The sequence below is a fragment of the Brevibacillus sp. HB1.3 genome (assembly GCF_013186635.1).
Taxonomy (GTDB): domain Bacteria; phylum Bacillota; class Bacilli; order Brevibacillales; family Brevibacillaceae; genus Brevibacillus; species Brevibacillus brevis_D.
In genome coordinates this window covers 481,752-497,700 of sequence record NZ_JABMIT010000003.1, presented here as the reverse complement: position 1 = coordinate 497,700, position 15,949 = coordinate 481,752, and the positions used below count along the sequence as shown (strand labels likewise).

Below are 15,949 nucleotides of genomic sequence, written 5' to 3'. Positions count from 1 at the left end.
CTTACCCCTCAATTGCGTCCAACTGCTTGATTTCCTCAGTACTCAATACTTTATCGAGGTTTAAGAGGATTAACAGTCGTTTATCCAGCTTAGCGACGCCTCGCAAATAAGCAGCTTCCACACCACCAACAACCTCTGGAGGCGGTTCAATCGCATCAACTGGTATATCGATAACATCGTTTGCAGCGTCTACAATAAGACCCACTTCCAATTCACCTACGGCCACGATAATGATTCGAGTGGTTTCGGAATAGACGCTTTCTTCAAGACTAAAACGATTGCGCAGGTCAATAATCGGTGTCACAACGCCGCGCAGATTAATAACCCCTTTGACGAAACTAGGCGTTCGAGGAACTCTTGTAATGTGCTCCAGCTTTTCAATAGATTTGACCTGATGAACCTCTACGCCATACTCTTCGTCCTTCAACCGAAAGACAATCACTTTGACTTCGCTAATGACTTCTTTTTGATCGAGCATGTGGCTGCCCCTCCTTCTACTTAATCAGCGAGTTACAATCTATGATGAGCGCGACTTGACCGTCTCCCAGAATCGTTGCACCTGAAATGGCAAATACATTAACCAGATATTTGCCGAGAGATTTTAGAACAATCTCTTGTTGACCGATGAACGAATCGACGACAAGGCCTGCCATTTTCTCACCTTTACGTACGATGACGACTGCCACTTCATCTTCCGACGTTTCCCCATTATCAGGCACTTGGAAAATGTCCTGCAGCGAAACGAGCGGAACTACACGTCCCCGGAAGTCGATCACTTTTTGGCGGTGAGCCATCATGATTTGATCTTTTTTAAATACAGCCGTCTCAATGATGGAGCTGAGTGGGACAGCGTACTTCTCATCTTTCACTTGTACCAGCATCGCGGAAATGATAGAGAGCGTAAGTGGTAATTGAATGAGGAAAGTCGTGCCCTGGCCGCGCACAGAATCTACGCCGACACTACCGCCCAACGATTCAATTTTGGACTTCACGACATCCAGTCCAACACCACGACCGGAAATATCAGAAACAACTTCCGCTGTACTAAAGCCTGCTGCAAAAAGCAATTCGTGGATTTGTTTGTCGCTCATGCTATCTGCGGTAGCAGGATTGACAATACCTCTCTCAAGCGCTTTTTTGAGGACTTTATCTTTATTGATTCCAGCACCGTCATCTTTTACTTCAATAAATACGTGGTTCCCACTGTGGAAAGCGCGGAGCTCGATTTTTCCTTCTTCTGGTTTACCTGCCTTTTTCCGATCTGCTGGAGACTCAATTCCGTGGTCAAGCGAGTTACGCAGCAAGTGGTTGAGTGGGTCCCCGATTTCGTCGATGACAGTACGGTCCAATTCTGTCTCCGCACCGATGATCTCCAGATTCACTTTTTTATTCAGATCTTTTTGCAGATCACGAATCATACGTGGGAAACGATTGAATACTTGCTCCACCGGTACCATGCGCATGGTCAGAATGATGTTTTGCAAATCGCCACTAATCCGGCTCATGTGCTCCACGGTTTCCTGTAGTTCGTTCTTTCCGATCTCCCGCGCCAACTGCTCCAGACGACCGCGGTCAATGACTAATTCGCTAAACAGATTCATTAAGATATCCAAGCGTTCGATATCCACACGAATGGTTTTACCACCAGCCGTCGCCTTCTTCACGGGTGCTTGAGGAGCTTCTGCTGCTCCTTTTTCAGCTGGTGCTGGTGTCTGTTGCACTACAGGAGCAGGTGGAGCTTCACTCTTCATTTGAATCGTTTCGATTGTCACATCTTGGATTTCCGAAATGTTAAGAATCGTGGTACGTATTTTTTCAATCGATTGCTCCGTCACATAGGCGATTTCAAACGATTGTTCAAATCGCTCATTCTCGATATCTTCAACAGCTGGCTTCGTTTTGATCACTTCACCCATGGATTCCAATTGATCAAAAACCATGTAAGAGCGAGCGGCTTTGAGCAAGCAGTTTTCATTCAAAGTCACTTTGATCCACAAAACGTTGTTACCGAGCTCCTGAGACTGCTTCAAGACCATCATGGCATAGTCATCCAGCTCATGATCTTCAGCTGGTGTACTTTCCTCTTGTGGTGCTTCCACAGCCATCGTAGCAGCTGCTACTTCCTGCTCAGCTGAAAAGTCTCCCGCTACAATCGCTCGCAGCTTCCTTACAATAGCGGTTACATCCGAGGAACCGTCTCCGCCTTCTGTGATATCGATGACCATGCCTTCAATCAAATCTACACTCTGGAAAATAGCGTCCATAATGTCGCTGGTAATCGTTAACTTCTGATTGCGAATCAGGTCCAATACATTTTCCGCTTCGTGAGTCAAACTCGCCATGTCTTCAAAGCCCATTGTTGCCGACATACCTTTCAATGTATGTGCGGAACGAAAAATCTCTTTGACGTGGCCAATGTTACCCGGATCACTTTCCAAGAGTAACAAGTTGGCGTTGATCGCCTGTAGGTGTTCCTTTGACTCCTCAATAAACATGTCCAAATACTGATTCATATCCATAGGTGATCCACCTCCCAAAAATCAGTGCAAGAGCTTGCACAACAGCTCTGGAATCTTTTCCAATGGGGCCACGTTGTCTGCCAAGCCTGCTTGAATGGCTGCTCGTGGCATTCCGTATACGACACAGCTCGACTCATCTTCGATAATACTTGTGACATGGCCAAGCTCCTTCATGAGCTTTAGCCCTTTAGTCCCATCATTCCCCATACCTGTCATGATGATTGCCCATTTGTCTACATTTGTCAATTGACTGACTGATTCAAACAGGATATCGACAGATGGTCTGTGTCCGCCTCGTGGCTCTTCTTGATGCAAATAGGCCTGTAGTCTCCCATTCACTTGACGAACTTCGAAATGGAAACCTCCTGGAGCGATGTACGCTGTCCCATTTTCCAAATACTCGCCATCGACAACTTCAGTTACTCGAATTTGGCATAACGAGTCTAGTCGATTTGCTAACGATTTTGTGAAACCTGCTGGCATATGCTGAACGATGGCAATTGGTGCCGGAAAATTCGCCGGAATTGCAGTTAGTACACTTTGCAATGCTTTAGGACCACCTGTGGAAGTACCTAAAACCACCAGTCTTGCCTTTCCACCCACTTGTGACCGCATCACAGCAGGTGGGCTCGGTATTTTCGTACGTATTACTGGGGTTGCCGGTGTAACAGGTGCTGCTTTTGATTCAGAGGATACAGGTTTGGCTACCCGAGTCATCTGCTTTTTCAAACGTACCTTCGATGCTGCCGCCGCCTTCACGCGTTCGATAAGACGATCGCCCACCTTGTGGATGTCGAGAGAAATTGGTCCAGAAGGCTTCGTTACAAAGTCAAACGCACCTAGTTCCAACGCATGAATCGTAGCTTCTGCCCCTTCTTTCGTCAGGCTGCTCAACATGACGATCGGAACCGGGCACTCATTCATCAGCTTTTCCAGAGCGTCCAAACCGTTCATGACTGGCATTTCAATGTCGAGTGTGAGAACATCCGGCGCCAGCTGCTTACATTTTTCTATACATTCGAGTCCATTTTTGGCTCGATCGATCACTTCAATCTCAGGATCCGTAGATAAAATGTCCGAAATCACTTTACGCATGAATGCAGAATCGTCGGTGACGAGAACGCGGATTTTGCTCATTCGAATGTCGCTCCCTTCCTACTTTTGTGTCTCATCGTATGAAGTGCCTCAACCTCGCAAGAAAACCTTTGAGACCACTGATAGAATCGTCTGTAGTAACCGGACGATCCAGATACTTCTCTACCAGATTTCGTATGCTTCTCGCAGCTTGCGATTGTGGATATGTAAGTAGAAAAGGACGCTGCAGTTTAACAGCTTTAGAAACATAAGGATCATCCGAAACATATCCAAGCGACTGAATATCCATATTCAAAAAACGTTTGGAAACCATCGCAAGCTTGTCTGCCGTCATTTTCCCTTCTCTCTCCGACGACGCCCTGTTTATCACCAATCGAATGGAAACAGCGGGGTTACGTGAGTGAAGCATCTTGATGACTGCATATGCATCCGTTATCGCTGGTGGTTCGGGAGTGGTAACAAGGATGACCTCGTCTGAGGAGAGCATGAATCTCATGGATTCTTTTGAAAAACCTGCTCCCGTGTCAAAAATGATAGTGTCAGCATAGCCCTGCAATGGGTCCAGATGTGAGAATAAGCGATCAAGCTTCTCATCATCTAACTGCATGATCTGCGTAAATCCAGAACCACCCGCGATGAATTCTAAGCCTCCAGGCCCGTGCTCGATAATGTCCCAAACAGTCGTATCTGGCTCTAACAAATGAAACAGATGCTTTTTTGGGGTAATTCCCATTAATACATCCAGATTTGCCAGACCCAGGTCCAAGTCAAACAAAACCGCCTTATGACCCTTCTCAATCAAACCAAGTCCAAAATTCAGGCTGAAATTGGACTTGCCGACACCACCTTTTCCACTCGTCACTGTTACCAGTCTAGTCGGCCGTGTCTTCTTGTTTTGTAGCATCCTCTCACGGAGTTGCTCTGCTTGGTCACGCATCTGTTTACTCTCCCATAATCATCGTTGAAACCAGCTCGGGTGTAGCTACAACGATATCATCTGGTACATTTTGACCTGTCGTTACATAGGAGAGCTGTAGATTCATCTCCTGACAAACATTCAACATCGTGCCAAAGCTGTTCGTTTCATCCGCTTTTGTAAAAATGACTTGTTTCACTTGAACTTCCGCAAAATTTTGGACGATTGCTTTCATATCATTGAATTTGGAGCTTAAGCTAAGTACCAGGTAGTTCACGCTGTCTTTTCCATGCTCCAGCAATTCACGAATGCCTTCGACGTACTCATCGTTGCGAAAATTTCGTCCAGCCGTATCTACAAAAATGAGGTCACAATCACTTAAGCGCTCCATCGCTGCCGCCATTTCTCTCGGAGAAAAGACAACCTCCAGCGGGACATTCAGGATGTTTGCATACGTCTTCAGTTGTTCTACAGCCGCCATTCGATACGTATCCGCCGTGATAAAGCCGATTTTTCGCTTTTCCTTCAACATGCTGTTCGCCGCAAGCTTGGCAATGGTCGTTGTTTTTCCTACCCCTGTCGGACCGAAAAAGAAAGCATACCGCACGTTCTTACCCAGCCTTGGCGAAGATGCTGTATACGGCTCAATCATGGATGTGATGATTGTTCGGCATACTGTAAACGCTTCTTCCTCCGTCCACTTTTCACCCGGTTGCGACTTTTCCATTATTTTGCGAATGATTTCCGCTGTCAGCTCTTCAGTCACTTCCTGCTTCAATAGCTGTGCACGAATAGACTGTACCGCTGGAGGAAGTTGTTCACTTAAGTCATTCACCAACAGCTTTTGAAACATTTGACGCATATCTCGCATTTCAGTGGCAATCGCGTCATGATTGCTTGCGGGTAAAGCTCTTTCTTGGGAAGTCGTGACAGGAGCATGCTGCTCAGTTGGCTCGCCTTGCTTTGGCATAGCTCTCGTATCTGTGATCTCTTCCTTTGGAAGCGTCGCAACCGCGGTTTGTGTCATCGCGGCTACGACCTGCTCCCTACCTGTAGTTTCAGCTTGTTGATTCTCTGATGGTTTGGTCACAGTCGGTCTTCGATACGCTTGAGCAGCCGTGTACGTACCCGTCTGCGATTTGGGCAAAACGTTGTTGGTTCGATGTTCAGCTGCTACTGTGGAATTTTCTCGCTCGGATGCCTTTTCATCGACAGCAGCGATTACTTCGATTCGTTGTTTGCCAAACATCCCGAACAATCCACCTGTTTTGATCGGCTTAGAATTCAGAATCACTGCATCCATTCCTAAGTCCGTCCTGATTTTTTCCATTGCTTCTGGCATCGAATCGACAATGTAACGTTTTACCCTCACGAAATGTTCACCATCCCTACGCTTTGCACTTCAACATGTGGTTCGAGCTCGCTGTACGACAAAACGGGAACGTCTGGCATCATGCGATCTACTAATTGACGCAAGTACATTCGAACTGCTGGTGATGATAGAATGATCGGCTGTTGACCCGAGTTGATCATTTTGCTCACTTCAGTCGACATGTTTTGGAAAATTCGCTGAGACGTTTCCGGATCCATCGCCAGATAGCTTCCTTGCTCAGACTGTTCCACACGTTCGGAGATTGCTTTTTCCAATCCTGCTCCAGCTGTAAGCACGCGAAGTGGTTGTCCTGGCTCCGTAAATTGGAGTGTGATCTGTCTCGCCATCGCTTGTCTCACATATTCTGTCAGTACATCCGGATCTTTTGTATACAAGGCATGATCCGCAAGTGCCTCGAGAATGACGTGGAGATTTCGAACAGAGACTTTTTCACGCAACAGCTTTTGCAATACTTTTTGTACGTCCCCAATGGCGAGCAAACTTGGAATCAGCTCGTCTACGAGAACTGGTGCTGTCTCCCGAACATTGTCGATCAAGGCCCTTGTCTCTTGGCGACCTAACAATTCGTGGGCATGTCGCTTGATGACCTCTGTCAAATGTGTAGCCACAACAGATGGCGGATCGACAACTGTATAGCCAGACAGCTCAGCAATCTCCTTATTCTCTTCTGTTACCCATAATGCGGGCAATCCAAACGCAGGTTCTACGGTTTCTATCCCAACAATGGAATCATCTTCAATCCCCGGGCTCATCGCTAGATAGTGATCCAGCATGATTTCCCCTTTAGCGACCTGGTTGCCTTTTATTTTGATCATGTATTCATTCGGTCGAAGCTGGATGTTGTCACGTATACGAATAACCGGTACAACGATCCCCATCTCGAGTGCGATTTGCCTTCGAATCATAATAACTCGATCTAGCAAATCTCCTCCCTGCTTCACATCAGCAAGCGGGATTAAGCCATAACCGAACTCGAATTCGATCGGATCGACCTGTAGCAAGTTCACGACGCTTTCTGGACTGCGTACCTCTTCCAATTGCTGCTCTTCCACCTGGTCGGCGGATTCTTGGATTTGCATCTTTTGGTTCTTCTCCATTTTCCAAGCAGCAAATGCCATGATCCCGGAAACCGGAAGCACAGGCAGAATTCCAATCGGTGTAAAGAGTCCCAGTAATAGCATACATCCGGATACGATATAAAGAAGACGCGGAAAGCTGAACATTTGCTTGACGATGTCTTCTCCCAAACCTTCACCAGAAGTGGAACGCGTTACAATAATACCCGCAGCAGTCGAGATTAAGAGCGCTGGAATCTGACTCACCAATGCGTCACCGACAGACATGGTAGTGAAACGAGAGGCAGACTCAGCAAAGCTCATATCGTGGATGAGCATCCCGATGATAAAACCACCAATAATATTTACGATAAAAATGATAATACCCGCGATGGCGTCCCCTTTTACGAATTTGCTGGCACCATCCATTGCTCCATAAAAATCAGCTTCGTTCTCAATCTTTTTTCTTCGGACACGTGCTTCAGCTTCTGTGATCATTCCTGCATTCAGATCCGCGTCGATACTCATCTGCTTACCAGGCATCGCATCGAGCGTAAAACGTGCTGCTACCTCAGCGACACGCTCAGAACCTTTGGTGATTACGATAAACTGAATGATGATCAAGATCAGAAACACGACGAAACCGACGACTTGATTACCACCGACTACAAAGCTACCGAACGTCTCAATAACTTTACCGCCTTCACCGTGCGAGAGAATATTTCTCGTCGTCGACACGTTTAGAGCTAGTCGAAAAAGTGTTGTAATAAGCAAAACCGTCGGAAAGATCGAGAATTCCAAAGTCTCTTTTGTATACATCGACACAAGCAAGATGGTCAATGCAAGGGAGATATTCAAAATCAACAGCAAATCAAGAAGCGCTGAAGGAAGTGGGATTACCATCATGACAACAATGCTTATGACAAAAAGGATCGTACCAACTTCTTTAAATTTGAATCCCACTGGTTATCCTCCTTCCATTTATTTCACTTTCCCTTGCAGCTTGTAGACGTACGCGAGAACTTCCGCGACCGCTTTAAACATCTCTTCGGGAATTTGTTGCCCAACTTCAACTTGACTATAGAGAGCCCGGGCCAAGGGCTTGTTTTCCATGGTAACGATACGATGCTTTTTCGCTACTTCCCTTATTTTTAATGCTAGATAGTCCTGCCCTTTGGCGATTACCGTCGGTGCACTCATCGCACTTGCGTCATAGCGAACGGCAACGGCAAAGTGAGTCGGGTTCGTAATAATGACATCCGCTTTGGGAAGCTCCTGCATCATACGGCGAATGGCCATACTTCTTTGCCGTTCACGAATCTTCCCTTTTATGAGCGGATCACCTTCCGCTTGCTTATGCTCGTCCTTGAGATCCTGTTTGGACATCCGCAGATTCTTTTCATGCTCATAACGTTGATAGGCATAGTCCAGAACCGCGAGAATGAAAAGCAATAACCCTAGATAGATTCCTAGCTTTGTCACCTCTTCGGCAGTAAACGATAGGACTGCTCCGAGAGACAATAAGGAAAGCTGTACAACTTGTTCCTTTGCATTCCACAAAATGACGTACGCGACGTATATGCCTGCGCTTATTTTTAATAAAGACTTCAGCAGCTCTACGAGCGAGCGTAAGGAAAAAATTCTTTTTGCCCCTTTAATCGGATCGATCTTTTCCAACTTCATTTGAAGGGGCTCTGTACTAATATGCCAACCTACTTGCATGTAGTTCACCGCAAACGCGACAAGAAAACTCAAGCCTAAGATAGGTCCTACAATTTTTATCGCTTCAAATACGAGTTGCATCACCATGACTTTTAAATTTTCTTCATTTAATTGCCACGTAGTGTATGTAATCAATGACTCCCGCATCAAATCTTGAAAGGTGCCTAGCATGGTAGAGCCAAGCATCATTAACAGAAAGAAAAATGCTGTCAAAGATAGGGCTGGGGAAAGATCCTGACTTTTGGCAACTTGCCCTTTTTTTCGTGCGTCTTGCTTTTTCTTGGGCGTAGCTTTTTCTGTCTTTTCCCCATTAAAAAATTGAAGATCTACTTGATAAGAAAGCCTCAATTGATTCATGGTGATCCTCCGAGCGATTTCATCATTTCTGCAAGTGCCCGGAACATATTCCCAAACAATCCGTTCAGGGTCAGCAAGAACGCAGGCATCACTACGATAAGTAGTAAAAAGCCGGCAAGCAGTTTAATGGGCAAACCCACTACAAAGATATTAAACTGCGGGACAGATTTGGCGATAATACCAAGAGAGAGATCAACCAGAAACAATGCAACGACGATCGGTGCCGCAATCATAAACGCACTCGTAAACATCGTTAGAAATGTCTTTACTGCTGTCATCATGACGTTTTCGCTTCCGAAAGCCGCCCACATGACGTCCACCGGTATAACCTGGTAACTGCTTATCACACCTCGTATCAGCATGTGATGCCCGTCAATACTGAAAAAATACAAGACAGCGAGAATGTTTTTGAAGTTACCTGTCACTGGGATATACGCACCCGTTTTCGGGTCAATCACGTTTGCCATGGCAAGACCCATCTGCATGTCCATCAGTCCGCCGGCAACCTGAATGGCAATAAACATCATTTCACAGATGTAACCAAGAATGACACCAACAAGCGCTTCTTTTATGACATACATAACAAATGTCAAATCCATTGGAATCTCGCCTTGTACTGGCAAGGATTGAAAGCTGATGACGGCAATGATAAACGCGAGAGCAATTTTAAACTGATTCGGTACTCCACGAATGGAAAAGAACGGAGCCGTTACAAAAAAAGCACTCATTCGGACAAAAACAAGCATGAATATGGGTAAATACATCAGAAAAAGATTCATATGCTACCCAACAAAACGATGAAGGTTACCGAAGATCCCCATCGTAAAATCAAGCAGTACCCGAAGCATCCATGGACCAGCAGCCAAGATCACAACAAATACGGCCACGATCTTCGGAATGAAAGCGAGTGTCTGCTCCTGAATTTGTGTCGTTGCCTGAAAGACACTGACCATCAAACCGACCAGTAAGGCGACCCCAAGTGCGGGTGCCGAAATCAGCAGGATGGTATAAACAGAGCTTTGGGCAATCTGCATAAGTAATTCTTGTGTCATGCTCTACCTCCTGAGGCATTCGGAATGTCGCTAAAAACTGGTCAAAAGTGATTTCACAATGAGATACCAGCCGTCCACCATGATGAACAATAAAATCTTAAACGGCAATGAAATCATCACCGGCGGTAACATCATCATCCCCATCCCCATCAAAATACTGGAGACGATCATATCAATTACGAGAAAAGGAATGAATATCATAAAGCCGATCTGAAATGCCGTCTTCAATTCGCTGATGGCATAAGCAGGTACCAGCGCATTTAAAGGAATATCTTGGATCGATTTTGGTCGTTCGGCTTTTGTGTATTCCAGAAAAAGTGCTAAATCTTTTTCACGCGTCTGTTTTGCCATAAATTGCTTAAAGGGTATAACTGCTGCGTCAAATGCCTGCTGTTGCGTTAGCTTTCCTTGCATAAATGGCTGCACGGCTGTTTCGTTTACTTGTCCGAGTGTTGGAGCCATTATGAAAAATGTCATAAATAACGCAAGAGCAATCAATACCTGATTCGGTGGCATTTGCTGAGTTGCCAACGCATTTCGTACAAAAGACAAGACAATGATAATTCGCGCAAAACTAGTCATTAAAAGCAAAATCGCTGGAGCTACAGATAATACTGTCAAAATCAGTAACAGCTGAATGGCCGTCGATGTCTCCTGCGGTGTTCCTGTTCCGCCGCCTATCTTCAAATCAATGCTTGGAACAAGCGGTGTCCCCACTGGCGCCGCCATGGCCATATCAGGTACGGATAGCAACACTCCGACAAGCATCAGCACCTGCAAAAAATATTTCATTTTTGGTCCCCTCTGTCCTGAGCTTGCTCGTTCTTCCAATGTTCTGTTTGGTTTGGACGGTTTTTCAAGTCGTTCCATTGACCTTGCAACAGATCTTGAAAGCTTTTCCCGTCCATTTCAGAAGAAAACAAGATTTCTTCTTCTGCCTGCTTTTTCTTACCGAACGGAAGCCACTCTAGCGTGAATGGGCTTTTCATCGGTTTGATCTCAGCGTCAGCCAAAATCAAATCTACCTCTTCACCCGGTTCGATTCTACGAAGCAATTGAACGTTTTCTCCTACTCCCACGATGTACAATGACTCACCGATCATAACAACCTGCAGTGTTTTGCCATTACCTAGCGCAGTTGCGCTTATCACTTTAATCGGTCCATGACTTTGAGCCCCTTGACGTCGACCAAGAAAACGGAGCAATAAAAAGATCAATACTGCAATAAAGCCAAGCGAAAAGATGACTTGAACCAGATACCCGATCATACTTCCTGTTCCGCTGCCCGGAATGGCCGCCGGCTGTTCACTGCCGGCGGGCGCATTGCTAGTTGGCACTTTTCCCTGGTTGTACGCATCCGCTACTGAACCTTCCGCAAAAGCGGTACTCGGCAGGGAGGAGACGAAAAGCAACAGGATCAGACTGAAGGCTAAAATGAGTCTTGCCCCTGCATTCCGGATCATCATCATTAGCTCATTGTCTTTTTGATCGCTTCCAAAACGCGATCCGCTTGGAATGGTTTTACGATGAAGTCTTTTGCGCCCGCCTGGATCGCATCGATTACCATCGCTTGTTGTCCCATCGCAGAGCACATGATCACGCGCGCGTTAGGATCCAACTTTTTAATTTCTTTCAATGCAGAAATCCCATCCATCTCTGGCATGGTAATATCCATGGTCACGAGATCAGGTCCCAATTCTTTGTATTTTTCAACTGCTTGTGCACCGTCACTTGCTTCCCCTACGACGCTGTACCCGTTTTTCGAAAGAATTTCCTTGATCATCATACGCATGAATGCTGCATCGTCTACGATTAAAACTTTGTTAGACATGAATAGCTCCTCCCTAATGCTTCCCACTTGATTGGTTTATTGTAATTTTTGAACACGATCTATCTGACTGATGATGTCTGTAACACGAACCCCAAAGTTCTCATCAATGACGACAACCTCGCCCTTGGCAATTAATTTGTTGTTCACCAAAATGTCTACATGCTCACCTGCCAGCTTGTCCAACTGTATAATCGATCCAGCGGACAAGTCAAGGATTTCTCTAATAAGCTTTTTCGTACGTCCTAACTCAACTGTTACTTGTAATGGAATATCGTGAAGCAAGTTCAAATTCTGTATGTCTCCTGTATACATAGGAGCACCTCCAAGTGGAGCAAATTGTGCTGGTACTACATTCGCCTGATTTGCGGCAGGACCTCCGAAATGCTGTGGTGTTGGCGCAGCCATTGGAGGCTGCTGATACATTCCTGGGTACGGAGCGTAGCCAGGTGGCATCATTTGTTGTCCATACGCGTCAGGATACATCGGCGGCTGTCCTGGGTAGCCCATTGGCGGTGCGTAACCCGGCGGTTGCTGATACATCGGCTGTTGCTGTGCCTGTGGCGGCTGCGCTACAGGCGGTACATGGCCCTGTGGCTGTTCTTGCACACTTGACTGGACAGAAGGAGCCGACAGACCCATAGCAGGCAGAGAAGGCATCTCTATCTCATCTATGAGGGCCGCTGCTGCTTCTTCATCCCCTGCACCCCCAACCAGTCGATCAATCATCTTTTTCGCAAAGGAAAGAGGGAGAAGCTGCATAATATTTGAATCAATAAGTTCGCCATGTTCTCCTACCTTTAAGCGGAAAGATACCTTCACCAGAGGACTGTCATCATCAGAGAAGCTGTCTCCACCCTTGCCTTGCGCCAGATCCATTACATCGATGCCTGGTGGCGTAATATTAATGAACTGGTTGAAAATCGTCGACATGGACGTAGCAGCGGAGCCCATCATCTGATTCATTGCTTCCTGAACCGCGCTGATATGAAGCTCAGACATTTCAGTGCTCGCTGGTCTACCATCTCCGCCCATCATCAGATCCGCGATAACCGCAGCATCTTCCATGCGAATGACGAGCAGGTTAATTCCTTTGAATCCATCTGTATATTCCACGTGGACAGCCACGTGAGGAATCGGAAATTCGCTTTCCAATTCATCAACATTGACTACGGAAACAGTAGGGGTTGTAATATCTACCTTTTGACTTAACAAAGTAGATAACGCAGTAGCTGCGCTCCCAAAGGAGATATTACCAATTTCTCCGAGTGCATCCTGTTCAAATGGGGACAGAAAATCGGCAACATCCTGGGTCACTGCCGATACAGCTTCCTCTTCGTCCTCAACCAAGTTGTTCGCACGTAACAGCGCGTCAATCTCGTCTTGAGAAAGCATATCTCTACTCATTTTGTTCCTCCCCCTCCTCTATGACTTCATCAATCTGTACGGCGACTCTTCCTTTATGTGTTCCTGGCTGACCCAAGAACTTTAAGTGGTCGCCAACTTTAACTTTCAACTTGTTGTCGATCGATTGATCTAATTGAATGACGTCGCCTTTTTGTAGCTGCAAGAAATCTCCTACTGTAATCGTAGCTGTTCCCATCTCAGCAACAATCGGTAATTTTGCAACTTTTACTCGCTCTTCTACACGCAGGCGCTCTTCTTCATCCCGCGTTTTCTTCTGTTTGGAGAACCAGTATTGTCCAGACAGCTTTGTCATGATTGGCTCCAGTACCACGTGAGGCAAACAGAGATTGATCATTCCTGTTGTATCGCCGATTTTGGTACTAAAAGAGATTACCACGACAATCTCATTAGGTGAGACGATCTGCATGAACTGTGGATTCATTTCCAAGCCTTCCTGATACGGGTCCAGTTCAATAATTTGCTTCCATGCCTCGTGGAAAGTATCCAGCGCTTTGCCGAATACGCGTTCCATCACCGTTGTTTCAATTTCCGTAAGGGCGCCCATTTTTTCTGGAATCGCCCCCTGTCCTCCCAGAAGTCGATCCAACATGGTATAGGCGATGTTTGGATTTACTTCCAAAACCATTCGTCCTTCCAGCGGAGGAGCTTCAAAGATGTTCAAGATGGTCATCTTGGGAATAGAACGTATAAATTCGTCATACGGCAATTGATCGACGGAGGCAACCGTAATTTGCACGAAGGTACGGAGCTGAGCTGAAAAATACGTAGTCAACAGCCTCGCGTAGTTTTCATGGATTCGCGTTAAACCACGGATCTGATCTTTCGAGAATCGCAGGGCGCGTTTGAAATCATATACTTTGACTTTACGCTCAGTTTCTTCCTTTTTCAGCTCGTTGGCATCCATTTCGCCCGAAGATAGGGCGGCCAACAGCGCATCAATCTCACTCTGTGAGAGAACCTCGGCCATATGTCGTCACCTCCTTGCTATGTATACCATAATCGCTTCCTATGACAAGACGCGTTTGGTTGTCACTACTTGAACAATCTTACCCTCTTGCATCAGGGAGCTGATTTCATTCATGATTTTTGCTTCCAGCTTGTTCACACCTTCAGTTCCTTTAATGTCTTCTGGTGTCAACCCCGCCAATGTTTTAATAATCACCTGATTGACTTGCGGCAAACGCTGTTCCAACTCTGTTTTGGCAGCAGAACTGTCAGCCGTAATGCTAAAGCGTACAATCATGTAATTATTCGTTAGCAAGTTCGTAGTAATTTCGCCAGTGTCAACGGAGAACTCTTTTATTTCCCCTGCCGTGAGCGGCTTCACTTCTTGCTCTTCCGTCGAAGCTGTTTGCGCAGCTGGAGAGAGATAGGTTTGCCAGAGAACAAACGAGATCACTCCCAGTAGCGATATCGCGATGATAATGATTAGAGCCATGTTAAACAATCGATTTTGAAACATCGCTAATGCCTCCCGCTATTCATTTGAATCACCCGGCATTTTCGGTACAGATGTTGCCGGAGGAACATTATGATAAAAAGCCTGAACACGTTCAGCGATGGATTCCACCGAATCCTTCACGATGTACTTTCTGTCGTTGAACAGCGTAATTACGCTATCCGGAGTTCCTTCAACAGTTTCAATGTGAGTAATGTTCAGATAAAAAGCAGAACCGTTAAACCGCGTTAACTTAATCATTGGCTGCTCCTTTCCGGATCAAGCTGGGGAAGGCTTAGAACACTTCCCCGGCTTTTCCGTTAAACGAAATTATCGTTTCAGGTTCACCAGTTCTTCCAATACTGTGTCAGATGTCGTGATGATCCGTGAGTTTGCTTGGAAACCGCGCTGTGCCACGATCATTTCTGTAAATTCTTCAGAAAGGTCAACGTTGGACATTTCCAGTTGTCCTGCGATGATGCTTACTTTTGCCTCTCCTGGTGTAACTGGTGTATCCGCAGCTCCACCTCTCGGGCCAGCATTGACTGTATTTTCATAAAGGGAGTTTCCGACTTTCTTTAAGCCACCAGGGTTATTAAACGTAATGACGCCAATCGTAGCATCTGAGTTAAGTTGCCCTGCTTCATCTACTGTTGTAATTAGACCATCTTTTCCAATTGAGTAGGAGACAATCCCTGCCTCTTGATCTATTTGAATTGGCTGTCCACCTGAATCTAGCAATTTATATCCTTGTGGATTAACCAAGAATCCCAAAGAGTCACGTGTAAAATTCCCTGCACGTGTGTAGTAAATAGGCGAGTCATCACTTGCCCTCACCATAAAGAAGGCGTCCCCCTCAATCGAAAGGTCTGTAGGCAAGTTTGTTGTCATTGGACTACCTGCTGAAAATACAGTATCAATGGAGGCAATGGATGATCCAAGACCAATCTGGACTGGATTCGTACCACCCTTTGTATCTGATGAAGCCCCTGCCCCTTGAACGTTTTGGCTCAAAATATCTTGGAACATCACGCGTCCCTTTTTGAAACCAACGGTGTTTACGTTTGCGATATTATTACCAATAACGTCCAACTTAGTTTGAAATCCACGCAAGCCTGAAATACCTGAATACATAGATCGAAGCAT

17 protein-coding genes are annotated in these 15,949 nt (G+C 45.9%); all 17 read right to left on the bottom strand.

The window, feature by feature from the left end; all coding sequences use genetic code 11:
• Window position 1 precedes the first annotated feature (1 nt).
• Window positions 2–478, bottom strand: coding sequence for a chemotaxis protein CheW (locus tag HPY31_RS10085; protein WP_015891736.1), 477 nt, complete (start codon window positions 476–478; stop codon window positions 2–4).
• 16 nt (window positions 479–494) lie between these two features.
• The gene (locus tag HPY31_RS10080; protein WP_172140520.1) at window positions 495–2,519 is read right to left on the bottom strand and encodes a chemotaxis protein CheA; all 2,025 of its coding nucleotides are present in this window, start codon (window positions 2,517–2,519) and stop codon (window positions 495–497) included.
• Between the two features lie 21 nt (window positions 2,520–2,540).
• Window positions 2,541–3,656, bottom strand: coding sequence for a protein-glutamate methylesterase/protein-glutamine glutaminase (locus HPY31_RS10075; RefSeq protein ID WP_016743333.1), 1,116 nt, complete (start codon window positions 3,654–3,656; stop codon window positions 2,541–2,543).
• A gap of 31 nt (window positions 3,657–3,687) precedes the next feature.
• A complete protein-coding gene (locus HPY31_RS10070) occupies window positions 3,688–4,551 on the bottom strand; it encodes a MinD/ParA family protein (RefSeq protein ID WP_172140518.1) in 864 nt (287 codons plus the stop codon).
• A gap of 4 nt (window positions 4,552–4,555) precedes the next feature.
• Complete coding sequence (flhF, locus tag HPY31_RS10065; protein WP_172140516.1) at window positions 4,556–5,902, bottom strand: flagellar biosynthesis GTPase FlhF; 1,347 nt, start codon at window positions 5,900–5,902, stop codon at window positions 4,556–4,558.
• On the bottom strand, window positions 5,899–7,941 hold the full coding sequence (gene flhA, locus HPY31_RS10060; RefSeq protein ID WP_172140514.1) for a flagellar biosynthesis protein FlhA: 2,043 nt from the start codon (window positions 7,939–7,941) through the stop codon (window positions 5,899–5,901). The genes flhF and flhA overlap by 4 nt, the downstream gene beginning before the upstream one ends.
• An 18-nt stretch (window positions 7,942–7,959) precedes the next feature.
• Complete coding sequence (flhB, locus tag HPY31_RS10055; RefSeq protein ID WP_016743330.1) at window positions 7,960–9,057, bottom strand: flagellar biosynthesis protein FlhB; 1,098 nt, start codon at window positions 9,055–9,057, stop codon at window positions 7,960–7,962.
• Window positions 9,054–9,836: a flagellar biosynthetic protein FliR gene (gene fliR / locus HPY31_RS10050; RefSeq protein ID WP_016743329.1), complete on the bottom strand. Its 783-nt coding sequence runs from the start codon at window positions 9,834–9,836 to the stop codon at window positions 9,054–9,056. Before fliR ends, flhB begins: the two co-directional genes overlap by 4 nt.
• Window positions 9,837–9,839: 3 nt before the next feature.
• Window positions 9,840–10,109: a flagellar biosynthesis protein FliQ gene (gene fliQ / locus HPY31_RS10045; RefSeq protein ID WP_007719290.1), complete on the bottom strand. Its 270-nt coding sequence runs from the start codon at window positions 10,107–10,109 to the stop codon at window positions 9,840–9,842.
• A 30-nt stretch (window positions 10,110–10,139) separates the two neighbouring features.
• Window positions 10,140–10,901, bottom strand: coding sequence for a flagellar type III secretion system pore protein FliP (gene fliP, locus HPY31_RS10040; protein ID WP_016743328.1), 762 nt, complete (start codon window positions 10,899–10,901; stop codon window positions 10,140–10,142).
• Entirely contained in the window at window positions 10,898–11,578 is a 681-nt protein-coding gene (locus tag HPY31_RS10035; RefSeq protein WP_172140512.1) for a flagellar biosynthetic protein FliO, read from the bottom strand. The genes fliP and HPY31_RS10035 overlap by 4 nt, the downstream gene beginning before the upstream one ends.
• Complete coding sequence (locus tag HPY31_RS10030) at window positions 11,578–11,940, bottom strand: response regulator (protein WP_007719294.1); 363 nt, start codon at window positions 11,938–11,940, stop codon at window positions 11,578–11,580. Before HPY31_RS10030 ends, HPY31_RS10035 begins: the two co-directional genes overlap by 1 nt.
• Window positions 11,941–11,976: 36 nt before the next feature.
• A complete protein-coding gene (gene fliY / locus HPY31_RS10025) occupies window positions 11,977–13,344 on the bottom strand; it encodes a flagellar motor switch phosphatase FliY (RefSeq protein WP_172140510.1) in 1,368 nt (455 codons plus the stop codon).
• The gene (gene fliM / locus HPY31_RS10020) at window positions 13,337–14,332 is read right to left on the bottom strand and encodes a flagellar motor switch protein FliM (RefSeq protein WP_172140508.1); all 996 of its coding nucleotides are present in this window, start codon (window positions 14,330–14,332) and stop codon (window positions 13,337–13,339) included. The genes fliY and fliM overlap by 8 nt, the downstream gene beginning before the upstream one ends.
• 39 nt (window positions 14,333–14,371) lie before the next feature.
• Complete coding sequence (locus HPY31_RS10015) at window positions 14,372–14,827, bottom strand: flagellar basal body-associated FliL family protein (protein WP_015891748.1); 456 nt, start codon at window positions 14,825–14,827, stop codon at window positions 14,372–14,374.
• 15 nt (window positions 14,828–14,842) lie between these two features.
• The gene (locus HPY31_RS10010) at window positions 14,843–15,064 is read right to left on the bottom strand and encodes a flagellar FlbD family protein (RefSeq protein ID WP_172140506.1); all 222 of its coding nucleotides are present in this window, start codon (window positions 15,062–15,064) and stop codon (window positions 14,843–14,845) included.
• Window positions 15,065–15,133: 69 nt separating this feature from the next.
• Window positions 15,134–15,949, bottom strand: a complete 816-nt coding sequence (gene flgG / locus HPY31_RS10005; RefSeq protein ID WP_172140504.1) for a flagellar basal body rod protein FlgG — start codon at window positions 15,947–15,949, stop codon at window positions 15,134–15,136.